This window comes from Methylobacterium sp. V23 (genome assembly GCF_002917135.1).
Lineage (GTDB): Bacteria > Pseudomonadota > Alphaproteobacteria > Rhizobiales > Beijerinckiaceae > Methylobacterium.
On sequence record NZ_PDHT01000005.1, the window covers coordinates 179,598 to 203,723 of the forward strand.

At 64.4% G+C, this 24,126-nt stretch carries 15 protein-coding genes and 1 pseudogene; 7 read left to right on the forward strand and 9 right to left on the reverse strand.

Annotation, left to right across the window (positions count from 1 at the left end):
* Nucleotides 1–162: 162 nt before the first annotated feature.
* The 7 genes from CRT23_RS07455 to CRT23_RS07485 form a co-directional block, all read right to left on the reverse strand.
* Nucleotides 163–552, reverse strand: coding sequence for an acyl-CoA thioesterase (locus CRT23_RS07455; protein ID WP_103709187.1), 390 nt, complete (start codon nt 550–552; stop codon nt 163–165).
* 74 nt (nt 553–626) lie between these two features.
* Nucleotides 627–1,778 carry a UV DNA damage repair endonuclease UvsE gene (gene uvsE / locus CRT23_RS07460; RefSeq protein WP_181017277.1) on the reverse strand — a complete coding sequence of 384 codons (1,152 nt, stop codon included), beginning with the start codon at nt 1,776–1,778 and terminating at the stop codon, nt 627–629.
* Complete coding sequence (locus CRT23_RS07465) at nt 1,775–2,869, reverse strand: phosphoesterase (protein ID WP_245436032.1); 1,095 nt, start codon at nt 2,867–2,869, stop codon at nt 1,775–1,777. The genes uvsE and CRT23_RS07465 overlap by 4 nt, the downstream gene beginning before the upstream one ends.
* Nucleotides 2,870–3,347: 478 nt before the next feature.
* Nucleotides 3,348–3,818, reverse strand: a complete 471-nt coding sequence (locus CRT23_RS07470) for a hypothetical protein (protein ID WP_055952368.1) — start codon at nt 3,816–3,818, stop codon at nt 3,348–3,350.
* Between the two features lie 182 nt (nt 3,819–4,000).
* A complete protein-coding gene (locus CRT23_RS07475; protein ID WP_245436034.1) occupies nt 4,001–4,843 on the reverse strand; it encodes a type 1 glutamine amidotransferase in 843 nt (280 codons plus the stop codon).
* Nucleotides 4,844–5,360: 517 nt separating this feature from the next.
* Complete coding sequence (locus CRT23_RS07480; RefSeq protein ID WP_103709189.1) at nt 5,361–6,338, reverse strand: sensor histidine kinase; 978 nt, start codon at nt 6,336–6,338, stop codon at nt 5,361–5,363.
* Between the two features lie 447 nt (nt 6,339–6,785).
* Nucleotides 6,786–8,222, reverse strand: a complete 1,437-nt coding sequence (locus CRT23_RS07485) for a carotenoid oxygenase family protein (RefSeq protein ID WP_103709190.1) — start codon at nt 8,220–8,222, stop codon at nt 6,786–6,788.
* A 183-nt stretch (nt 8,223–8,405) separates the two neighbouring features.
* On the opposite strand from CRT23_RS07485, the pseudogene CRT23_RS07490 reads away from it, so the two are divergent.
* The 3 genes and pseudogenes from CRT23_RS07490 to CRT23_RS07500 all read left to right on the forward strand — a co-directional run bounded on the left by CRT23_RS07490 (nt 8,406) and on the right by CRT23_RS07500 (nt 12,541).
* A pseudogene (locus CRT23_RS07490) lies at nt 8,406–9,154 on the forward strand (hypothetical protein).
* 48 nt (nt 9,155–9,202) lie between these two features.
* The gene (locus CRT23_RS07495) at nt 9,203–9,928 is read left to right on the forward strand and encodes an SDR family NAD(P)-dependent oxidoreductase (protein ID WP_103709191.1); all 726 of its coding nucleotides are present in this window, start codon (nt 9,203–9,205) and stop codon (nt 9,926–9,928) included.
* 186 nt (nt 9,929–10,114) lie between these two features.
* Nucleotides 10,115–12,541: an MASE4 domain-containing protein gene (locus CRT23_RS07500; protein WP_245436036.1), complete on the forward strand. Its 2,427-nt coding sequence runs from the start codon at nt 10,115–10,117 to the stop codon at nt 12,539–12,541.
* Nucleotides 12,542–12,557: 16 nt separating this feature from the next.
* Here CRT23_RS07500 and CRT23_RS07505 read toward each other — a convergent pair whose 3' ends face one another.
* Complete coding sequence (locus tag CRT23_RS07505; protein WP_103709192.1) at nt 12,558–13,784, reverse strand: acyl-CoA dehydrogenase family protein; 1,227 nt, start codon at nt 13,782–13,784, stop codon at nt 12,558–12,560.
* A gap of 282 nt (nt 13,785–14,066) precedes the next feature.
* Between CRT23_RS07505 and CRT23_RS07510 the strand changes: the two genes are divergently transcribed.
* From CRT23_RS07510 to CRT23_RS07520, 3 genes are read left to right on the forward strand one after another with little or no spacing between them, the layout of a single operon-like run.
* On the forward strand, nt 14,067–16,412 hold the full coding sequence (locus CRT23_RS07510; protein ID WP_103709193.1) for an ATP-binding protein: 2,346 nt from the start codon (nt 14,067–14,069) through the stop codon (nt 16,410–16,412).
* 3 nt (nt 16,413–16,415) lie between these two features.
* Entirely contained in the window at nt 16,416–16,880 is a 465-nt protein-coding gene (locus CRT23_RS07515) for a response regulator (RefSeq protein ID WP_103709194.1), read from the forward strand.
* A gap of 23 nt (nt 16,881–16,903) precedes the next feature.
* Nucleotides 16,904–18,640 carry a response regulator gene (locus tag CRT23_RS07520; protein WP_103709195.1) on the forward strand — a complete coding sequence of 579 codons (1,737 nt, stop codon included), beginning with the start codon at nt 16,904–16,906 and terminating at the stop codon, nt 18,638–18,640.
* Between the two features lie 24 nt (nt 18,641–18,664).
* On the opposite strand, the gene CRT23_RS07525 is transcribed toward CRT23_RS07520, so the two are convergent.
* Nucleotides 18,665–19,564, reverse strand: coding sequence for an NmrA family NAD(P)-binding protein (locus CRT23_RS07525; protein ID WP_103709196.1), 900 nt, complete (start codon nt 19,562–19,564; stop codon nt 18,665–18,667).
* 1,512 nt (nt 19,565–21,076) lie between these two features.
* Between CRT23_RS07525 and CRT23_RS07530 the strand changes: the two genes are divergently transcribed.
* Nucleotides 21,077–24,112, forward strand: coding sequence for an ATP-binding protein (locus tag CRT23_RS07530; RefSeq protein ID WP_181017278.1), 3,036 nt, complete (start codon nt 21,077–21,079; stop codon nt 24,110–24,112).
* The last annotated feature ends 14 nt before the right edge of the window (nt 24,113–24,126 follow it).

A 24,126-nucleotide genomic window follows, 5' to 3' on the forward strand; every position in this document is an offset into this window, starting at 1 on the left:
TCAGCCACGCGTTACGACCCGGATCGATCAGCGCGAAACGTGTGGTCCAAGCCCTGCCGCTGGGGTGCGGCCTCGCATGGCTCAGGACTGCACGTTGGTACCCGTACCGACCCCTGAGGTCGCGAAGACGGTGGATCGTGGCCCGTTCCACCCATTGCTCAATCAACCGTCGTCGCTCTGCCGTGGCCTCCCATCGTCATCCACGGCCACGTAGGTGAAGAGGCCCTCAGTCACCTTCTCGGCGTCCCCTCCGGTACGATCGCGGACCCAGACTTCGACCTTCACGCCGAACGACGTCCCACTTTCGTGCTGAAGGGTACAGTAGCAACTCACCTCGTCGCCCACCGCGATGGGACGGAGGAAGCGCATCGCGTCGATACTGACGGTTGCAACGCGTCCCTTCGCTCGCTGGGCGGCGAGGGTGCCGCCGGCCAGATCCATCTGGGATACCGTCCAGCCACCGAAGATCGCACCCGCCGCGTTCGTGTCGCGCGGCATGGCAATCGTGCGCAGATGCGGACCGTCCGAGAGCCTTGATGCCATGTCGCTCATGATGAATTTCGTGCTCCGCTGCCCCGGTCGCACCGACCGACCAAACGTATTTCTGTAGTCCGGTTTACCCGGGATCATTCCGCGGCTTCGTTGCGTCCCTCGTCCACGTCGGCATCCTGATCGGCGTCGACACCGTCCTCCAACTGCTCCTCATCATCCGTCGCTTCCTGTGGGGTGATCCCGAACCGGGCGGCGACGTCGGGTGCGAAGCGAAGCAGATCGGGGCGAAGACGCAGCAGGCTGAGGTCCTTGGACTTGCCTTCCAGCATCACATCGAAGACCAGCCCCTCGGCCATCCGCATGAACGTGGCGAACTCGAAGGGGTTGGTGAAGTCGGCGTGACCGGTCCAGATTGGTGGCCGCAACACCGTCTTGACCCGTGCCGTCGCCTTGACCGGCGCCTTCAGCAACTCCTTCGAACCCCTGGCCTTCCCGGCCTTGGCCGCCTCCCGTTGCTTGGGGGTGATCTTCTGCTTGATCTCCCGCAATTCGGTGCGCGGCGAGGAGAAGTGCATCTTCGGGCGAACGCCGGTAGGCCACGTGGCGAGGAAGCGCTCGAAGGTCTCGCGCATGTCCAGACGCTCGGGGTTGAGACACCAGAAGTGCTGGTAGTCGAAGATCAACCGGACACCGGTACGCTCGTGGATCCCGAGAACGTCCGCCGCTGAGAAGCGCAGGTCGTCATTCTCAAGCACCAAACGGCGCTTCACGTGCTCGGGGCATCGGTTCCAGCCATCGACCCAACGCGCCCGGCTCGCCTCGTGGTCGTTGTAGACGCCGCCGACGTGGGTGATCATCACCGCCTCGTCGTCCAGCCCCATCCGGTCCAGCATCTCCGCCTGGCTGGACAGATCCCAGATACTCTTCTCGGTAAGATCGGGGTTCGGGGCGTTCAGCAGCACGTACTGCGAGGGATGGAACGAGAGCCGGATGTCGTAGGCCCGAGCCTTGGCGCCGAACGCCCGCAACTCGGCATCGCTCTCCGCCACCATGTTGTGGAACTGGGGCATGTCCGGGTGGGTCGCGTAGGGCGCGATGTCCGACGACATGCGGTACATGTCGAGGTTCTTGGATTTGAGGTAGTCCAGGACATGATCGAGCAGTTCGAGCGAGCACTTGAGGTGCGGGTCCTTCTGCCAGCGCCGTGTGTCCTGTGACTTCAGGTCGGGCCGCCCCATCACCTTGACGGGAAAGCCCAGCCGCAAGGGACGATCATCGGCGGTCATGCCTGCACCTGTGCCTGGGGAAACCCGAGTTTCCGTATGAAGTCGTTCCAGTCGGCGTTGCGTAGTGCGCCGCCGGTCGCCTGGGCGTGACCGTTGCCGTAGCGCCCGTCGGCGTTCTCCGGGCGGTGCTCCGCGAGAAAGGCGATGAGGTCGCACCCGCTGGCCGACCTAGCGGCGAAATGCACCCAGCCGGGGCGATAGCCAGCGTTGGCAGCGATGACGATCTTGTCCTTCAGGCGCCCACGCCATTGCTGGGCGATCAGGGGGTGGATCTGACATGGGGAGTCGAGCGCGATCAGCGCAACGTCGCCGCCGATGGCGGGCGGGACGCGCTTCGCGACGTCCATGGCGGCGCGGACCTCCGCCTTGGCCGCGTGCAAGGCTAGCGCATCGGCATCGTCGCCCTTGGTGATGCGTTTGGGGCCGTCCGATGCCAGCAAAAGGCGTAACGCCGGCCCTGCATCGGCAGCCGCGGTCCGGCGGGGAGCGTTGACGAGCGACGTGGCATCGCGAAGGGCCGTCTTGCCCCAGCGAACCTGGGCCTCGGCGATCTCGGGGAAATCGAGGCCCTCGGCCATGTCGCCGATCAGGCCCACCGCCGCCAGCCACAGGAGGTCGGCCTGATCTCCCAGGGCACCGGCGGCCCACCAGGCCAGCAAGGCGGTGGTCGGCTCGGGGTCGAGGCCATTGCCGCTGATCGTGATGGCGTCCCTCGGTTCGCCGGTTGGCACGTGGTGGTCGATGACGAGCGTCGGGCAACCCGGCAGCACGGGATCGGCTCGGGTGCCGAGATCGGCAACGATCAGGCCACCGGGCTCGTGCGCGCCGAGCCGGTGGGTCACCTCCGGGTCCCACGGCGACTGCCCCTTGCCCACAACCACGGACACCGCTTCCCTTCCCGCGCGCCGAAGGGCGCGGATCAGGATGGCGGCCGCGGTCAGACCGTCCGCATCGAAGTGACTGACGACCAGGATGGGTCTACCTTCCTTGAACGTGGCGAACGCAGCCGTCATCGCATCTCGCGCAGCCGCCCGTACATCGCCGTCAGGTGACAGGCTTCCGACGATCTGCGCCTCGGCGATCTTGCCCATTCGACACCTTGGTTTGTGTTGGTCGACAGCCGACTGCATCGCTCATCGCCGATGCAGGCCGAGCGAACGCCACCTCGAACTCGTGCAACGCTCGAACCCCCTCGTCCGCCGACGAATCGAGGCCGAAAACCCGTGGGCTTCCTTCAGAACAGGGCGGATGCGCGGGAATCGATCCCCAATACCGAACTGTCATGGGCTGCGTTGCGGACCTTGTGCGGCCCGAGCCAGGAAGGGGATCGAGACCACCTGTCCGGCCATCGGCAAACCGTTCAGCGCGGAGATCGTCCGGCATCAGGTTCGCAAGACGCTGCCCGACGAGACGCAGCCAGAGCCATTGGGGTGATAACCGCCGAGCGTGGGCGGACATGCCCCGTTGGCCTTCATTCGGTCTGGAGAAGCGATGCTTTTTGGAAGCCGAGGGTCCGATCTTGCAAGGGGGCATCGAAGCGGTCCGATACCCCCTTGATAACCTCCAAGCCTAGGCGGCCCTGGCTGTGACCTTCTGGAACGTGCCGGTCGCAATCTGCTCTTCGAGCTGCGCCTTGAAGTCCGCGATCCCGAGCACCTGGACGGGATTGCCCGCGTCGTCGAGGAACTCGTAGAGCGCATCCTCGATGTTGCGGTTACTGAAGAACACGATGGCGTCCTCGTCGCCACCCCCCTCCATGTGCGGATCACCGTTCGCCACACCCGAGACGTAGCTGCCCGTCGGGCGCGTCTCCTTGTGGGTGCCGTCCTCGCGGTAGAACCTGAGCTCGCCCTGCATCACGAGCGTCACGTAGGGGCTCTTGTGCCGGTGCAGCATCACCTTCTGGTTCGCAGCGAATTTGAACACGACGTCGACAATGCGGTTCTGCTCGTCGACTTTGTAGACGAAGAAGGCGATGTGCGGCAGCCAATCCAGGGTCCGCCAAGTGATGTTCGTCTGGTCGAACGTATGTTCGGACATCTCGTTTCCTTTCGTTCCCCCATCCCGCGACATCTGGCGGAAGCGCTGTTCTCAGCTGCTTTGGACGGTTCGACGTCAAGGCAACGTCCTTCACGATGATTCGATACGCGGCGTTTTCCGCCAATCCGCGATGTGACTGTCGTCACCGTGCGATGACGACCGCCCGGCGCATCGGCGACTGGTCAGCCTCTTCCGCTGCGCCGTGGGACTGCCATGACCGCAATGAAGTTGCGGATCTCCGTCTGCCGCTTGTCGTCGTCCGTGACCTGCTCGTCGAGACCGAGGCGCCACGCAAGGTCCCGTCGGGTCGGCTCGCGGTGCAAGGCCTCGACGAGGTCGGCCTGATCCTCGACCTCACGACGGGACAACGCCAAGCCAGCCTCCACCAGGTCGTCCGCCTGCCGACGCAGCGCCCCGGTCACCTCGTCGAGGCCGATCTCCGGATGGTATTGCACGCCCCAGAACGTTCCGCTTTCGTGCCGTATCTCCGCAGCTTGGACGACAGTGGATCGGTTCACTGCGATCAGGGTCGCCCCGTCCGGCAGGGTCTCCACCTCGTCGGTGTGGATGCTCGGGGCGTCGAACGCAGCGGGCCGCCCTCTCAAGAGGGGATGGGATCGACCTTTTTCTGTCGCGACGATGCGCCTGGCGAAGCCGGCCTCGGGACCGTTGCGGTTCTGTCGTACCGTGCCGCCCGCCGCGACCGTCGCGAGTTGCAGGCCGGCGCACGAACCGAACGAGGGCGTGCCAGAGGCGAACAGGGCGCCCATGAAGGCAAGCGAGCGCCGGACCTCTGGGGTCTCCTCGTACAAGGACAGCGGCGATCCGCTCAGGAATACAGCGTCGTAGTCGGCCAGAGACGTGCGCGACGGCAGCGCGCCGTCCGCATCGGCAGGCTTGACCCTATCGCAGGTCGACCCCGGCGCCAGACGTTCGAGGATTTCCAGGTAGGTCTCGCCAGACGACCGCCCGACACTTTCACGGCGCTTCTCACGGGCATCCGGGGGCTCGCTCTCCGCGACCAAGAAGCGAAGATCGGATGACGATGGTTGCAAGGTTTCGATGTCCTCTGGGATGATCCACGAGGAGCGAACCGAAGCGGTGGGGCGGAGTTCCCGAGCGGGCGGTCCTGACGCAGGTCTGAATAGCCAACGCACTGCTTGGCATCCCGTCCCGGTTTGGGGCGGGACGACATGCGACGAAGCGTGTTCGTGCCGCCCTCGATCGTCGGGCGTATGCGCGCCGTGATGTTGTCCGTCGCCAACGGCTTGGTCAGCAGTGCTATCCCGCGCGGAAGCGGGCCGTTACCCAGGATTACATTCTCCGCGTCGCCGGTGATCGACAACACCTTGAGACCGGTCGCGCGGTCGCGCGGTCGCCGACCGCGATGACCGTGTTGCCGACGTTTTCAAAGATGTCGGTGTTGAGCATGCGGACGGTCGGCTCGTCGTCCGTCACCGGCACGGTCTTGCCTGACCTGGTGCCGTGTCGTTTGCCGAGCGCCCGATGCCGACGGCCGCAGAAGCAGAGAGCCTTGGCACATCATACGCTCTCGACGACCATCTCGAAGCGCAGACCGTCGGCATCGATGGTGCGTTCGAAGCGGCCTCCGAGACTGCGCTCGATGGTCTGCTTGAGGAGACGCGAGCCGAACCCCGTCCCCTCGGCCTTCGTAGCGCTGGACGGAGCGGCCCCTTCCTCCCATGTCAGCCTGGCCGCGCCGTCCTCCATTCGTCCCCGCAGCGTGAGCGTGCCCCCACCTGACAGGGCGCCGTACTTCGCCGAGTTGGTCGCGAGCTCGTGGAAGATCATCGCGTAGTCGTTGACCTTGCCTGGAGGGGCAACCACCGCGTCCGCGATGTCGACGTCTATGTTGGCGCCGTTGCGGTAGGGCGCCAGGATGCGCTCGGCCAGCGTGCCCATCGGGACGTTTCCGTGATCGCCGTGCTGCGAGCGCGTCGCGAGCGCAGTCGCCTCGTGCAGCACCCCGAAGCGTCGAGACAGATCCTCGGCGAAGAGCGGCATGGACTTGGCGTCCCGGGCGACGATGGAGGTCAGCGCCCGGGCTACCGCGAACATGTTCGACACCCGGTGGGCGAGTTCGGCGGTGAGAAGCCGCTCGGCCTCCTCGGCCCGCTTGGTGTACGTGACGTCGAGGAAGATGGCCTGTATCCACGCGCCGACGCGGCTGGCCTCCCCGCCGACGCCGCGCGCGGAGATCCAGCGGGCCCCTGCACCGTCGCCGATGCGAAAGTCGAAGCTGTAGGCCTGCGGCTCCCGCTCGCTGGCCCACCAGTTCTCCACCATCTCTACCCGATCCTCTGCGTTCACCCGGGCGAACAACTCGTCGATGGAAACGACGGACTCGGACACGCCCCAGAACTCGCGGCAAAGACCGTCGAGCCGGGCCACGCGCTGGGTCGGCGACCAGGCCCACATGGCGACGCCGCCACGATGGATCGCGGCGGTGAAGTTGGCGAGAGTCCACCCGTCGCCAGTTGGTTCGAAGCCCTCGGCCATGCTCATCCCGGATTGCGTGCCATTGGGGACGCGGTTGCTCCACGGTCCCGGGACATAACCCGCCAAGGTCGTCTCGGCTCCGGTCGCGCTTCAATCGCTGTCTTCAGGTCGGCGTCGCGCGACGCTTCGGTCTGAGAATGCCTCATCGCAACACAAAGGGGTACTCTGATTCGGGATATCGACACCGGATTAGAACATCCAACCACTGGACTAGTTTTCGCGTACGAACGGAAACAGTTTCTCGACCGGGCTCAGGTTAAGCGAGCCGTCTGAACGCTGTATGCCAGTGCATTCATGTTCGCGCGTTCCGCCTCACGATCCTGCGATCGTAAAACTGGGGTGCCGTCGGTATCCAGGGCCCGACACAGATCGAAGCGCCGCAGTCTCAAATATAGTACGCCCGAGATCGCATAAACGCGTACCAAGTACCGAAGCATCAAACGACAGTCACTCGGTCCTTTGCTTTGGAAACCAGTTCCCGTGAAAGCCCGGTGGGATTCGGTGCCCAAGGTGGACCGCGGCGACAGGCGCGGCCTCGAACGCGCGCGCGTTAAGGATGACGAAGTCGGTCGTGTCACTCACCGTGTCAACGACGAGCCCGACGAGCCAGCCCTCGTCTTCTTCAGCCTCGGGCATCGCCGGCACGAACACGAACTCGCCCGGGACACTGTCGGGGCCGAACTCGTGCACGCGCCGCTCCCCCGTCTCCAGATCGTGCTTGTAGAGCTGCGTCGCACCCGCGAGCTGGGTGTTGCCGTCGGCAGGAACTGAGCCCGTGTAGATGTACCGATGGTGTTGTCCAAAGCGACGCTCATCGACACGCGGGAACTCCTGCGCTGCGGGATCGATCACTCGACGGTCGACCCGCCCCGTCGTGGGGTCGGCGGTCCAGCGCTCCAGCCAGCCCGGTGCGTCGAGACCGCCGCCAGCGGAGGCGAACACCCTCTCGTAGGCCACGACGTCGAGGATCACGCGCCCGTCAGCGTCGTCGTAGGCGTTGGCGACGTGGAAGACGAAGCACGGTTCGACCGCGCACCACACGATGTCGGCGGCCGTGCCATGCCGCGGGAGCAGGCCGACGCGGGCGCGGTGGGCCGGGTTCCAGCGGAACGGGAAGCGGTGTCCAGCCAAGACCGCGCGCATTGAGAAGGTGACGGGTAGGTCCAGCACGACGACGAATCGCGTCGTAATCGCACAATCGTGGATGCAGGGACCGTGCTCGACTGGGATCGCTACGTCACGCACGACCCGACCCAGGGGCGAGATGACGACGTGGCGCACACTGTCCCAGATGCGGCCGTCATAGGCGATGGCATGTGTCTCACCGGTCGCAGGGTCGCGATGCGGGTGCCCTGTGAAGGAGCCGGCAAGCGTTCCGTCGAACGCATCGTAACGCTGCATTTCTAAATCATCGGACAGCGCGACGGGAAAGCTGCCGGCTTCGACCACGGCGAAGGCGCGGCCACCGATCGCGACGACGTTGGTGTTAACGGTGTCGTCGCCGCGGCGCGGCCCCGGGGCAGCGGGCCGGCCGAGCGCTGCAGACGCCGCACGCGAGCCGATCCAACGGTTACGGTACCACAAGGCCTTTCCGTTCTCGATGCAGAGACCGTGCACCATGCCATCGCCCAGGAACCAGTCGTGGCCGCGCGTCGTCGGGTGGGCGGGGTTGGCGCCCATCTTGAGGTAGCGGCCCTCCAGCCCGGCTGGGATCGTTCCGGTCACGCGTAGATCCCGTAAGGTCAGCTCCTCGCGCATCGGCGCGTGGACGCCGACGACGAAGGGGTGCTGCGTCCCTGGAAGGCGCAACCGATTGCAGGCCGCCACCAGCGCGACAAGGCCCTCGGCGGCGGCACGCAGGCTAGACTCGATCAAGTTCTGCATCTGGCGCTGGCTCGGGGCGGTGGGAGGGAAAGCGAGGACCCTTGTGATGGGAGCGTTCCCGTTTCCGGGCAAGAATGACAGCTCTGTTCGCTTGGGACCGCTGGGCAGGGTTACGAAGTGGGCTGCCCCCTATAAAGCGGTCCTCCTTCGGGTATGGCTTCGCGCCATGTGGAGGAAGTTGTGATGCATTGGAAGACGCATCCGGCTGAAGGGATTGTTGATAAGCTGCGCTCGCTTGATGGTTTGGTCTCTCCGGATGCGAGGTTCGATGAAGCAATCCGCTCCATCGCGGTGACGGGGATCACGTCTTATTGTTGGCGTTCCGAGTACGGCGGCTTGAAGAGTGATCAGGTCAAGCGGCTGAAGTCTCCGGAGACCGAGAACGAGCGCCTCCGCCGGGCGATCTCCGACCTGACACTGGAGAAGCTGATGCTGAAGGAGGCGGCCTCGGGAAACTTCTGAGCTCGGGTCGCCGCCGGCCGTATGTCGATGACGTCGTGGCCGAGCATGGCATATCGGAGCGGTTTGCTGGCGCGTCTTGGGCTAGAACCGCTCGACCCAGCGCACCTGCGCCGTGGTGATCGAGGACGAAGCCGCCCTGACCGCCGCCGTCATCGCCCTGGCTCTGCAGTACGGGCACGACGGCGCGTGCGTGCGCCCGCGGCCGCAGCTGTCCGACCAAGTCGGGTCCTACGATGTCGTCGAGGATCGCACGCACAACAGGCGCAAGCCTCAAGGGCGAGGTGTTCAACACCCTCGAGGAGGCCAGCGTCGTGATCAAGCAAGGGCGAAGGCACTTGAACACCGTCCGCCCGCACACCGCGGTCGGCTCCCAGCCGCCTGCACCGGGGGACGTCATCTGGCCAACCGAACCGAGCCGCGCAACGTCGCTCGTACGCCCTGCCATCGTCACGCGACCGACGATGCACTAACGTCGAAACCGGGCCGCCAAATGGGGGCAGGCCGTACGAGGATCATCCATGCCTTCTTCGCCGCCCAGCGCCGTGGTGATCGGCGCCTCCGGCGGCATCGGTCGAGCCCTCGTTGCCGATCTCGTGGCGCGGGGGACCTACGGATCGGTCTTCGCCCTCTCGCGATCGGGGGGTGTCGCGGCCGCGCCCGCGCAGTCGGGACGGATTGATCTGACCGATGAGGATTCCATCCGAGCGGCCGCGGAGCACGTCGGGCGTCACGGTCCGGTGGGCCTCGTCCTGGTCGCCACGGGGATTCTGCATGGGCCGGGCGTCTCCCCCGAGAAGGCGATCCGGACCCTCGATCCGGCGGCCATGGGCGCGGTGTTCGCGGTGAACACGATCGGTCCCGCGCTGGCGGCCAAGCACTTCCTGCCGCTGATGTCGCGCGCCGGGCGCAGCGTCTTCGCCGCCCTGTCGGCGCGGGTCGGCTCGATCGAGGACAACCGGCTGGGCGGCTGGTACGCCTACCGCGCGTCGAAGGCGGCCCTGAACCAGATCCTGCGTACCCTCGCGATCGAGGCGCGACGCACCCACCCGGGCGCGATCATCGTGGGGCTCCACCCCGGCACGGTGACGACGGCCCTGTCCGAACCCTTTCGCCCCGACCCGAACGCCCTCGGTCTGTTCACGCCTGAGACGAGCGCGGCGCACCTGCTGCGGGTGCTCGAGGGCCTCGGTCCCGAGGATACGGGCCGTGTCTTCGCCTGGGATGGAACGCGGATTCCGGCCTGACCTGCGCGCGACCACACAAACTCGGCGCGCTCGTTCGACTTCGCAGACACAGGTCCGCGCCATCTCGAAGTACTGGGATGTTTGAAGTCGGACGAACTGTGTCGCCCCGCACAGGATGGTGTTAGACGGGACGGCGGTCCTGTCGGCTGGGCGATCCGCCCTCGGCGCGCGGCCGGGAGCCACATCGTGCCGGAACTCGCTGGCCCTTCAGGCCTCTCGACCTTGGCGGATGCCGGGACGACTCCCTCGCAGAGGCGATTCGCGGTTGCGGTCGCCGCGGCGTTCGGCCTCCTGACGCTCGCCCTCCTGCCCATCGTGGCGGACCCGGTGCGTGCGATGCCGGGATTCGTCCCGAGCTACCAAGCCGCGCTCATCACGGTCTACGCGGTCACCACCTACCTGTTCTTCGCGCAGTATCGGCGCACCCGTTCGGTGCCGCTGCTGATCCTGGCCGCCGGCAGCCTGTTCACGACGCTCGTCGTGGCGGTGCAGCTGCTCAGCTTCCCGGGCCTGTTCGGACCGGGACGGATCGTCGGCTCCGGGCCGGGCACCACCACCTGGCTCTGGACCCTGTGGCATGTCGGGCCGCCGCTCTTCGCCCTGCCCTATGCGATCATGGAGGGCGATCAGCGCCCGCGCCTCGTGCGGCGCGCCCGCGTGGGAGTCGTCGGTTGGCTGACGGCCCTCGCCGTCACTGCCGGCGCCGGCGCCTTGAGCTGGATCGTCATCGCCTATGTCGAGTACCTGCCCCGCAGCGTCGAGGGCGACAATTACTGGCTGCTGACCACATCGGGAGTAGGTCCGGCCGTCGTGCTGCTCACGGTGGCGGCCCTCGCGACGCTCTGCTGGCGCACGCGCCTGCGCACCGTGCTGCAGCTCTGGCTCGCGGTCTCGCTGCTGCTCCTCGTCTTCGACAACCTCATCACCCTGCCGGGCGCAGCCCGGGGCACGGTGGGCTGGTTCGCCGGGCGGCTGGAGGCTCTGGCGGCCGGCATCGTCGTCCTGGCCGTCTACCTGCGTGAGGTCGACGTCCTGTACGGTGCCGCGGAGGCGGCCGCCATCCAGAGCGAGCGCCAGCGGACGGAGTTGGAGATCGCGCGCGACAACGTCGCGATCGCCCTCGAGGCGGCCGATATGGGCAATTGGACCCTCGACCTTCAGACCGGAACTTCCGTTCGCACGCTGCGGCACGACCGCATCTTCGGCTACGACAGCCTGCTTCCGCGCTGGGGCCTCGCCGACTTCCTGAAGCATGTGGTCGTCGACGACCGGGCGGTCGCCGAAGCCGCCATGGCCCGGGCGCAGGACGAGAACACCGTCTGCTTCCAGTGCCGGATCACCCGGGCTGGGGACGGGGCCGAGCGTTGGATCGACGTGCGCGGCAGGCTCTATCGGGACCTGGATGGGAGCCCCACCAGCATGGCCGGCGTGGTGATCGATACCACCGATCGGCGCGAGGCCGAGCAGCGGCTCAGCCAAGCGCAGAAGATGGAAGCGATCGGCCAGCTCACGGGTGGCGTCGCCCACGACTTCAACAATCTTCTCACGGTCATCGTCGGAAACCTCGACATGATCGTACGCCGGCCTGACAATGCGCAGCGGGTCGAGCGCCTGGCCACCTCGGCGATGACGGCGGCCCGGCGCGGTGCCGAGGTCACGGAAAAGCTCCTGTCCTTCTCGCGCCGGCAGGTCCTGCGGCCCGAGACCGTCAATCCCAATCACCTCCTCAAGGACTTCCAGGGCCTGCTGCAGCGCGCGGTGGGCGAGACCGTTGGCATCGTCCTCGACCTCGACGCGGCCCTGGATCCCGTCCGCCTGGATCCCGGTCAATTCGAGAGCGCCATCCTGAACCTCGCGGTCAATGCCCGCGATGCCATGCCGAATGGCGGAACCCTGACGATCCGGACCGAGAACCTGTCCCTCACGCCGGAGCGCCGGGCGGCCTGGCCCGATCTGACACCCGGCGATTACGTCCGCGTCTCGGTAAGCGACACCGGCCTCGGCATGGATGCGGCGACGGTCGCCCAGGCATTCGAGCCATTCTTCACCACCAAGGATGTCGGCAAGGGCACCGGTCTCGGCCTGAGTCAGGTCTACGGCTTCGCGCGCCAGGGCGGCGGTCAGGTCCGGGTCGCGAGCGCACCGGGCCAGGGCACCACCATCACCATCGATCTTCCGCGCTCGGCCGAATCCGTGGTCCAGGCCGCCCGGGCGGACGTGCTCCTGCCCCTGCGTCGGGCCGCGGAGGGTGAGGTCGTCCTGGTGGTGGAGGACGAGGCCGCGGTCCTGGAAATGGCCGTCGAGAGCCTGTCTGAGCTCGGCTATCGGACCCTCACCGCCACCCATGCGGCCGAGGCGCTGCAACGCCTGAAGGGGCCGGAGCGCATCGACATCCTGTTCTCCGACGTGGTCATGCCAGGGGGGATGAACGGCGTCGAACTCGCGACCCATGCCCGGGCTCTACGCACCGGTCTGCGGGTGCTGCTTGCCTCGGGCTATACCGGCTCGGCGCTGGGCGAACAGGGCGTCCCCGTCGACCTGCCGCTCCTGAGCAAGCCTTACCGCCGTGAGGATCTCGCCGACAAGCTTCGGGTGGTCATGGGCGGGCGCTGAGGACCACCGGCATCCCTCAGGGTTTCGGTAACATCCGGTCGCTGATGATCCGACGCTGGATCTCGCTCGTCCCCTCGAAGATCGTGGTCAGGCGTGCGTCGCGCCAGTAGCGCTCCACCCGCCGCTCGGTGGTGTAGCCGTTGCCGCCGTGCAGCTGCATCGCCTGGTTGGTCACCCGCACCGCCATCTCGGTGGCGACGAGTTTAACCATGGCCGACTCGCTCTCCGCGGGTTCGCCCGCGTCGAGGAGATGGGCCACCTGATTCCAGAAGGCGCGGGCCTGGGCGACGTCGGCCGCCATGTCGGCCAAGGCGAAGCGCAGGGCCTGGAAGTCGCCGATCGGGTGGCCGAATTGCTCACGTTCCTGCAGATAGGCCTGGCAATCCTCGAGGGCAGCCCGGGCGACCCCGACCGCGCGTGCAGCCGTATGCACCCGTGCGATGTTGAGGCCCCGTTGGACCGAGGCGAAGCCGCCGGAATCCGCATCCGCGCCCTGGTCGCCGTAGAGCCCGGTCAGGCGATCGCTCTCCGGCACCCGTACGCCGTCGAGCTCGAGCTCGAAGGTCAGGAATCCGTGATAGCCGATCTTGTCGATGACCCGGCCTGTCATGCCCGGCGGGAAGGTCCCCGGATCCTTGACCACGAGGAAGGGTTCAAGCCCGGCCGAGCGCGGTTCGCCCGGCTCCGGATCGCGGGTCCGGGCCAAGACCTCGACGAAATCCGCGGCCTTGGCGAAGCCCGCCCAGCGCTTGGTTCCAGTCAGCACCCAGGTGTCGCCCTCGCGCACCGCCCGGGTCTGCACGCCGGCGAGGTCGGAGCCGGCAGTGGGCTCCGAGAGCGCGATTCCGCCGATCCATTGTCCCTTCGCCGACTTTTCGAGAAGAGCCTTCCGCCGCTCCGGATCGAGGGTCTGGGTGCCGAGACCCTGACCCCGCGCCAGGATGCTGCCCACCGAGAGCCAGGCCCGCGCGAGTTCCTCCGAGACGAGGCAGTACTCGAACACGCCGAGGCCGAGGCCGCCCTGCTCGGCCGGTATGGTGATGCCGAACCAGCCCTTGGCAGCCATCCGATCGATGAGACTGCGGGGCATCTCCGCCTTCTGCGGATCGAGTTCGTCCGCCAGCGGCATCACAACGTCCCGGGCGAAGGCGCGCGCTTCGGCCTGGAGCGTCGCCCGGGCTTCGCTGCGCCATGGGGTCAATAGCTCTGGCGGAACGGCCTCCTTCAATGCGCGCTTCGCCATGCCGCCCTCCCTCGCGATTGCGCCCGGTTCTTCCGACCCGGTGTCCCGGTCAGCCGTGGCAGCTTGCGTGTCGCACAGTGAAGCTAGAGCGATCGTCGGTGATGTCGACCATTCCGCTCGGGACGGTCCCGAACCGTCCCACGGGGTGCCGCGCCGGACCGCTGGAGGGAGCGGCGAAATGTTTCGTATCGAACATAAGGCAGCGCGTTGCGCGGCCCGCGCGATCCGCGTAGGCACCGCACTGGAGATCGCGGCGGGGGCTGTCAGCGAGGAGCGAACGACTTGAGCTTAACCTCAGGGTCGCCACCGGCCGAGGCTCTGACCGCCTGCGACCGAGAGCCGATTCACCGCCTCGGCGCGCTGCAGCCCCATGGGTTCCTTGTGGCCCTTCGGGGCGCGGAACGGCGGATCGTGCAGGCGAGCGCCAACGTTCCGGGCGGGACGGGCGGGGTTCTCGGCCGACCCTTCGCCGATCTCTTTCCGGACCTCGAAGGGCTTCTCCCGCCGGACCTGGGCGAGGCGGAGCGCGACGGCGCGCAGTACCTGCGCACGGTCACGCTGGCGACGGCGGATGGGCCTCGGGCTTACGATCTGGCGGTCCATCGCTCGGACCTGATCACCATCCTGGAATTTGAGGCGGTGGAGAGTGCCCTCGCCTCCGACCACAGTCTCGACGCGCTCTATCCGCGTCTGAGCCGCTTCGTCGAGGGCCTGCACGACGCCGCCTCCGTCGCCGACCTGTGCCATCTCGTGGCCGTCGACATCCGTCACATCACCGGCTTCGACCGCACCCTCGTCTATCGGTTCGACCGGGACTGGCACGGCACCGTCATCGCCGAGGATGGCAACGGAGTCCTGCCCTCCTACCTCGACCTCCGTTTTCCGGCGAGCGACATCCCGGCCCAGGCCCGCGAACTCTACCGCCGCAACCGCCTGCGGATCATTCCCGATGCCGCGTACGATCCGGTCCCGATCCTGCGCGCGGCCGGTGAGAGCGCGGAGCCCCTCGACCTCAGCCAGTCGATCCTGCGCAGCGTTTCGCCGGTGCATGTCGAGTACATGCGCAACATGGGCACGATGGCCTCGATGTCGGTGTCGATCCTCGTCGACGGCGCCCTGTGGGGCTTGATCTCCTGCCACAACGCGGAGGCCCGCCGGGTGCCGCTGCAGGCGCGGAACGCCTGCGACTTCCTCACGCGCATCTTCGCCCTGCAACTCGCCGCCAAGGAGCGCGGTGCCGAAGCTGAGCAACGCCTGCGCCTCGGGGCGATCCAGTCGCGGCTCCTCGGCTTCATGGCCGAGGAGGAGAACTTCCTCGACGGTTTGCTTAAGCATCCCGACGATGTCCTGGCCCTCGCCGGAGCGTCGGGCGCGGCGGTGATTACCTCGGACAGCTGCCGGCTCCTCGGCGCCACGCCGCGGGAATCCGAGGTGCGGGCAATCTACCACTGGCTCTCCGGTGGCCCGGGAGGTGCCGACCTCGTGGTCATGGATGCCCTGAGCGAGGCCTATCCGCCGGCACGCGCCTTCGCCGAACGGGCCAGCGGCCTCCTGGCGATCTCGATCTCGCAGAAATACGCCAGCTACGTGCTCTGGTTCCGACCTGAGGTAGTGCGTACGGTGAAGTGGGGTGGCGACCCGACCAAGGCCGCCGTGCCCGATCCGGCCGGCGGCCCCGAGCGATTGCACCCTCGGCAATCCTTCGCCACCTGGAAGGAGACGCTGCAGAACCGCTCCCTCCCCTGGACGCGGGCCGAAATCGAATCCGTGAAGGACCTGAGGGCGTCCGTGCTCGGGATCGTCCTGCGGCGGGCGGAGGAGCTCGCCTCCCTCAGTGAGGAGTTGCAGCGCTCGAACAAGGAGCTGGAAGCCTTCTCCTACTCCGTCAGCCACGACCTCCGCGCGCCCTTTCGGCATATCGTCGGGTATTCGGAGCTGCTGCGCTCGCGCGAGGGCAGCCGCCTGTCGGAGAAGGGGCGGCACTACATCAACACGATCATCGAGGCGGCCTTCTCGGCAGGCACCCTGGTCGACAACCTGCTGCGCTTCTCACAGATGGGCCGCAATGCCCTGAACCCGGTCGCCGGTGATCTCACTGCCCTGGTCGAGGAGGTCCGCCGCGGAGTCCTGCGCGATGTCCCGGCCGAGCGGACGATCCACTGGACCATCGGACAGCTTGGACGGGTCAACGCCGATCCGGTGATGTTGCGGCTCGTCATCGAGAATCTGCTCTCGAACGCAATCAAGTACACCCGGGATCGGGCGGAGACCACGATCGAGATCGGTCGTCTGGATGGTCGGAACGCTGATAGCGGACAGGAGGACGATGCGGCGGAGCATGCCGTCTTCTTCGTGCGCGACAACGGCGTCGGGTTCGACATGGCCTATGTCGACAAGCTGTTCGGCGTGTTCCAGCGCCTGCATCGGGTAGAGGAGTTCGAGGGGACCGGCATCGGCCTTGCGAACGTCCGGCGCATCGTCGAGCGCCACGGTGGACGAACCTGGGCCGAGGGCGCCGTGGGACGGGGCGCAACCTTCTATTTCACGCTGCCGACGCCGAGGGCGGTGCCCAATCCGAATCCCGCGAATCGAGCTCGATCGTCGCGGAACCCCAGGGAAGCGCGCTGATCCATGCCCGATCTGAAGCCGATCCTCCTCGTCGAGGATAATCCAAACGATATCGAGCTCACCCTCGCCGCCCTGGACAAGAGCCAGCTCGCGAATGAAATCGTGATCTGCCGCGACGGTGCCGAGGCCCTCGACTTCCTTTATCGTCGCGGCGATTTCGCGGACCGGGATGCGCGCGACCCGGCCGTCGTCCTGCTCGACCTCAAGCTGCCCAAAGTCGACGGACTGGAGGTCCTTGCGCGAGTCAAGGGTGATGTCCGTACCCGTGCGATCCCCGTTGTGATGCTGACGTCGTCGCGAGAGGAAACCGACCTCGTGCGATCCTACGACCTCGGCGTGAACGCTTTTGTAGTCAAGCCCGTTGGGTTCACGGAATTCTTCGAGGCGATCCAGGATCTCGGCGTCTTCTGGGCGGTGCTGAACGAGCCGCCGCCGCATCGGGGAGGAGGTTGGCCATCAAACACGTGACACAGCCCGAGCCCGATCAGGCGATGCTGGACACCTCCGGGCCCGCCCTCCTGAAGATCCTGCTCCTCGAAGACAGCGACCTCGATACGGAGCTCCTGGGTGCGGTCCTCGATGATCTCGGGCATCCCTATCGGATCGACCGCGTGATGACAGCGCCGGACTTCACTGCCGCGGCGGCGTCCTGCAGACATAATCTCATCCTCGCCGACTATGTTTTGCCGACCTTCGACGGCCTCAGCGCCCTGGCGATCGCGCGTGCCCAATGTCCAGGAACGCCGTTCGTCTTCGTTTCGGGTACCCTCGGCGAGGATGTCGCGGTGGAGGCCCTGAAGCGGGGTGCGACGGATTACGTGACGAAGCAGCGCCTCGACCGCCTACCTCGGACCATCATGCGTGCCCTCGCCGAGGCGCGTGCCCATGCCGAGCGCGAGCGCGCACTCCAGGAGTTGCGGGACCTCAATGCGACCCTGGAAGCGCGTGTCCGGACTCGCACGGGCGATCTCGCCGCCGCCAACGCAGAACTGCACCGCCAGATTGCCGAGCGCGAGCGAGTCGAGGAGGCTCTGCGCCAGGCTCAGCGCCTTGAAGCCGTGGGACAGCTGACCAGCGGCGTCGCTCACGACTTCAACAATCTGCTGACGGTGATCTCCGGCAACATCGAATTCCTCGAACGGGCCGTCCCCGACGAGCGTTCTCAGCGTCGGCTTCAGATGATGCGCGGCGCGGCCGACCGCGGTGCGCGCCTGACGGCGCAACTCCTCGCCTTCTCGCGCCGGCAACGCCTGGAGCCGACGCAGGTGGAACTGAACCAGACCGTCGCCTCCATGCGCGATCTTCTGCAGAGTTCAATCGGCGGCGCGGTGCGCATCGAGATGATGCTCCAATCCGATCTTTGGTCGGCCCTCGTCGATGCCACACAGATCGAACTGGTGATCCTGAACCTCGCGATCAACGCGCGCGATGCCATGGCGGTCGGCGGCTGCCTCACCATCGAAACCGCGAACGTCACCCTCACGCAGCTCCCTGCCCGTGCGGAGGAGCCGGCCCCGGGCGAGTATGTGATGCTCGCGGTGAGTGACACAGGCACCGGTATCGTGCCGGAAGTCCTGGCACGCGTATTCGAGCCGTTCTTCACAACGAAGGCGGTCGACAAGGGGTCGGGCCTCGGCCTCGCTCAGGTCTATGGTTTCGTGAAGCAATCCGGCGGTGGCGTTCGCATCGACACCCGGATCGGGGAAGGCACCTCCGTGCGGATCTACCTGCCGAGGGCGGAAGGCGCCGCCTCGGTTCGCGAGGCACCCCAACCGGTCATCGACTGCGCCGAGCAGCGTCGGACGGGAGATCGACCCGTGGTCCTCGTCGTGGACGACGATAGCGCCGTTCGCGAGATCACCACCTCGATCCTGTCCGAGAATGGCTATCGCATCCGCGAGGCCGGATCTGGACTTGCCGCGCTCACGGCTCTCGATTCCGACGCGTGTGTCGACCTGATCGTTCTGGATTTCGCCATGCCGGGCATGAATGGGGCTGAGGCCGCGTGCGAGATCCGCAGTCGCTGGCCGCATCTTCCCGTGATGTTCGTGACAGGATACGCCGACACCGCCGCACTGATGGTGGCAGGCGAGGTCGGAGCCGAGCGCATCGTCCAGAAACCGTTTCAGCGCGGCGAGCTCGAGCGCAAGGCCGCCGCCATCCTCGCCGAATCGTCCCTCGGCCAAGCCGGCTTGCGCCTCGTGGTCAGCGAGCGCCACTCCGCCTGAGGCCGTTGAGGATCCGGCTGGTTCTCACGCGACTGCCGAGAGGGTCGTTCGGGCACCGATCCACGACATCTGGCCGTAGCGATCATTGTCGAGCGGCAACAATCGACCCCGTCCGCTGGCCATGTCGCGCAGGTATTGCATGCCCTGCCAAGCCGGGAAGACGGCGTCGCTCGCCGGCGTCACGGCGCGAGCGATCCGGATCAACAGGCTGAGGCGCTTCAGGCCGCCCGCCCGCCACAGGCCGAAGGGACGACCCGTCAGGTCGGTCATGATGGTCGCCAGGACGCGCGGCGTCACGGTATCGCCCGCGATGCGCAAGATGCGCGGCGCTTCGGAGTCGAGGGCGGCCGCCGCGGTATAGCGCGCGACGTCGTCCTTGGCGGTGAAATCGAGGGGCTGGTCGGCATCGCCCCAGTAAAGGATGCGCCGCGGCCTCTGCAGGACGATCGGCGCCTCACCTGTGAGCAGATCGGCGAAGGCCCCGTTGAGGATCGAGGTTGCACGGATTGGTGTCCGGTCGACCCGGTTCATGAAGTGCCGGCGCAGGTCGAGATTGCGGTTGTCCCCTGGCCGCGTGCGCGTGAAGTCGAGGGAGAAGTCCGAAGGGATGAAGCGCGGCACACCGGCGGCGACCGTTGCATCTAGCAACCGATCCTGCGCTTCGAGGATGACGGGCTCTAATCCGTTCAGGGCCGAGACGACGCAGGCAGCACCATGACAGGCGTTCGCAAGCGAACGTGGATCGCCATAGTCGACGGTCACCGGTGTCACGCCGGGCGGAAGATTCCCCGGCTTGACGCCGACACGCACGAGAGCCCTGACGTCTGCGCCCCGCGCCACGAGTGCTCTCGCAATGCGGCCCCCGAGATCGCCTCCGACGCCCGCAAGCAGGACGGTTTGCGCGGACGGGCGGGTCGAATCCATGGGCAATCACGGTCCTGCTTGTTCCGGCTTCTGATCGGGAACACCCCGGAGGCCACTTCGCCCTTAAGGTAGGTCGGACGACTGGAAGTCCAAGTCGTCGTCCACGAGCGAGGCACAACTCTCGGAAACTAACCGCCAGGATGAAGACCGCGGCTGACATAACCGGCTGGCTTTGGTCCTGGCTGACTGGGAGGATCAGCTAGGACCAAAGGTATTGGACAGACGGCGAGGTCAGAAGACGGGTGCGGAGCAGGTGATGCTGAAGCTGCGCAAGATCTAGGTTCAAGCGGCGCAGGACAAGAGCGTGGCGAGAGTGTCCAGGTAGGCGGAAATCACTGAGAAAGAATACGAAGTACGAGTGCCTATGCCATAAGATATTTTTCTCGCTCAAGGAGGCACAGACCGCGATTGGGATTTGGCAGTTACCAACAACCGAGTTCGACAGCATCTGTCCTTGGCTACTCGTTGCCCGCTCTCGTCACCTCCCCTTAACTGACGTTCCGGCAATCCATGTCCGCGACCATTCAGTAGCCTTTCAATCAGCCCGGTTCAGAATACCAGTTAGGTTAGTCCCCAGGGCCAGCGGCAATAAGTGCCAAATGTCCGACTGCTCCACTATCACCAGCGCGTCGTACGCGTAGATGCCGAGGTAGCGTACGCGAGCTATAAAGCTTGGTATGATCCAGGAGCAGCTGGCATGCTGTTAGGCTGCCCATCCGCTGGTAGATCAGCGCGAGCTTCGCCCGTTGCAGGCTGCGCGTACCATACCCCGCAGGAGCGAGGCCAATTAGCGCCACTTGCTGATCCACGGGTCGATCGTACTGACGCGTTGTGGGGGGCTCGCCCGAGCGGCTTCGGCTCGGGAACGGCCAGCGGCAGGCCAGCAGGCCCCGCAACTTCAACCAAGCCGCTAGCGTCTCCCGGGGGGTCTTGAACACCTCAAAGGGCACGGGCCGGCCGGTCTTGTGCCGGACGATGGCGATCCGCAGACGGACATCGTCACTGAAGTTGCCATCAGCCATGCGCAGGCGGATCCCTCGCAGCCACGTAGTCTGCCGTCGGTGGCAGTGTCAAACGGGGTGTCAAACAGACGATTTGCGCTACCCTATCTTGTGCTCTGCTGCGTCCGGCTGCTTCGAAACGTTGGGCCATAGAGACTGCCCCATCGGTAACGAGGGTGAGCGCGCTAACATCATGGGTGAGCGTCAGATACTCTCCGAGCGCCCACGATGTCCGACGCTCACTCCTAAAGCTAAGCTGGTCAGCCTTTCTAGCGAGTCCGATGCCGACACTATTAGCTTTGGAGATGCCGCCGTTTGTGTGCTCCAACGCCGGCCGGAAATACAGATAGCGGGAAATTTACGCTTTCCACTCGTCAGCTGCAACAACTGACACTGACCTAAGCAATCTTCGGAGCGACACGCCCTTTCGCTCATGTTGACACGAACGGAACCGGGTGCTTTTTATCAAGAGTCAAGCAAAGGGCGATGCCCCGAAAATTGTGGGTGTCAAATGTTATATCAGGAACGAAGGCGTGGATTCAGATTTCATAAGGCGATTTGCATCGGTAAATTCTGCCCTGAGCGAACAAGATCCTTTCACGTTAGCTTCTATCTCGGGATTTTCGCGCTTGTACTGATTTTTCCTTTAATAGTCATCATCCCCTCAATGGCATATCGCTACGTCGACGCGGAGCGTACGAAAGTTGAGTTAATCTCTACCGAGGCTGCTTTTCACATGGGACTTGCAGTCGACCGCGAAATCGCGATGCTCTCCTCTCGGCTTGAGTTACTGGCAGCCGCCCGGACACTCTACGAGGACTTTAGCCGGTTTCGGCTGCAGGCGCTGGACACAATAGCTGGACTTCAAAGTGTCCTATATATAATCGACAGTGACGGCCGTGATCTACTTACAGGTAACAATCCGCGGTTTCCGAAAAGTTATTCGGTCTCACTTAAGCGAAGAATTAAGCTTGGCACGTCGCACCAGACTTTTGACTTGCTACTCGAACGCCCTGGACACGGACACCAGATAGCCATTTCGATGATCGTGTCGAGACCCGAAGGTGAACCTCGCGCCCTCGTCCTTATGCTCCCTCAACAACATCTTGCAAGCTTGTTACGGAGCCCCGAACTGGCGCCGCCACGCAGCGGATCCCTGATAGATCAATCAGGTGCTCTGATTGCACAGACAACACAAAACGAGAGTTATGTCGGCCGTCAGATTTTGATGCCCAGTGCGATGATCAATGATCACGGGTTAATTGAAGCGGCAGATTCTGGAGAACTAAGGGCTCAGCAATACTACCGTCGACTGCCATTCTCGGGCTGGTTCATTCTTGTGTCCATTCCACATTTCGCACTACAGAGTTCACTGCATCAATCCTTGTGGTTTCTGACTGCTGTGACCGCCTCGTTACTGCTCATGGCAGGTCCTTGTGCATATCTGACTGCGCATCGAATGAAGTCGGCTGCGCAAATCACAATGGAGGCGGCACGCGCGCTTAAGAGAGGCGAACTCGTTGAATATCGTCGAACCGGCGTCATTGAGGCCGATACGCTTGGTCGGACGATTGCTGATGCATCAGTGCGTCTATACAAACAAGCTGAGGAATTAAGGAACAGCAATTCCGAGCTCGAACGCCGCGTACTAGATCGGACGCGAGAACTCGCCGAAAATCACGCGCTAACGCAGAGCATACTAAGTGCCACCCCAGATACTGTGAAGGTCTTGGACTCCTTCGGCCGGGTCATCTTCACCAACGATCGTTGTGCTCATATGCCTGGTGCGACGGCCGGCATAATCATTGAAGGACAGCTTTGGACAGACTCCTGGCCTGACGAGAGTGGCCCAGGGGCCCGCCAGGCTGTAGTCCTTGCTCAGCAGGGGAAGTCGAGCCGTTTCACAGCTTGGCGCGGTAAAGCGAAAAGTGAGCTGAGATGGCTCGATGTTCTACTCACCCCAATGTTCGACGATCAAGGAAGAGTCCAGCGCATTCTTGCCATCTCGCGAGACATCACTGCACAGCATAGGCAGGATGAGGAACTACGGATCGCGAAGGAACGGGCCGAAGCAGGATCGATCGCCAAAGCAGAGTTTCTGGCCAACATGAGCCACGAGTTACGTACGCCACTAAATGGGATTCTAGGCTACGCAGACCTACTCGCGTCCGACCGCAAGCTAATGCCAACCCAACGTCAACGCGTAGACCATATTCAGCATGCTGCTAGCGCGCTGCTATCGATCGTCAACGACATTCTCGATTTGACAAAGATCGAGTCTGGAGACATGAGGCTAAATCTCCGTCCATTTTCGTTTTCTAAGCTTCTCGATGATGCCGTCTCAATAATTCTTCCAATGGCTACCGCCAAAGATCTTTCTCTCAAAATTGCTATAGACAAACGTCTCCCTAAATCGTTAGTCGGCGATCCGGATCGCCTGCAGCAGATTGTACTGAACCTTCTCGGCAACGCTATAAAGTTTACTGACGCCGGCAGTGTTCAACTCATGGTAGAGGTTGCAGCAGTCACATCCGGCCGTTGCCGGCTCAGCGTTGACGTCTGCGACACAGGCATTGGTATTCCAAGTGAACGTCAGCATCTCCTATTTAAACGGTTCTCCCAGGTTGACTCATCAAGCGAGCGTCGTTTCGGCGGTACTGGACTGGGCTTGGCTATTTCACAATCCCTTATTAAGCAGATGGGAGGCAGGATCGATGTACGAAGTGAGGCTGGTGCGGGATCCACTTTTCTATTAAGCCTCGAACTACCGGTGTCAGAGGATGAACTGGAACTGCCGACAGAAAACGCTCTCTCCTGTAACGTCTTCGAAGCTCATGTACTTGTTGTTGAGGACGTTTCACTTAATCGAGAACTGCTGAGCGAACTATTAACGGCGCTTGGCTGTCAGGTGGACCTCGTTAATTCTGGTGAAGCCGCGGTTCTCGCGGTGCAGAAGGTTGCGTACGACCTGGTCTTGATGGACGAACACATGCCTGGAATGAGTGGCACGGCGACCACTCAGGTCATTCGTGCATTGGATCATCCGGCCCGTGAGGTGCCCATCGTAGCTTGTTCGGCTGATGTGTTCTCGCACCAAGTGCGCCGCTTCGAGTTGGCGGGCATGAACGGACATGTTGGCAAGCCGCTATCTCAAGCGGCGCTCGCCAAGGTCCTCATACGCCATGCATTTCGGCTTAGAACTTCCCATTTCAGCAGCAGTATCACGCACGCTGCGGCACACAACACCTCGACTCAATCCTGGCTCTCCAACGACCGGGTTAGGGCAGCTCAAGTCGAGCTACATCAGAGCTTAACCAATCTCGCCATAAGCATCCGCGAACTAGGTGCTTCGGAAGCGCTGGCAGAACAAGCTCATTCACTCATCTCCACAGCTTGCATTCTTGATCTGCCTGATCTCAGTCGTGCCTGCCGAAATTTCGAATTGGCATGCCGAACTGGTGTCCGAAAGCAGCCCGCGGTCCAAGAGCTGCATGTTGTCATCGAAACAACGCTGAAGCTGTTAGACAAACTTAAGCTGGATATCTAATCAAGATTGAACAC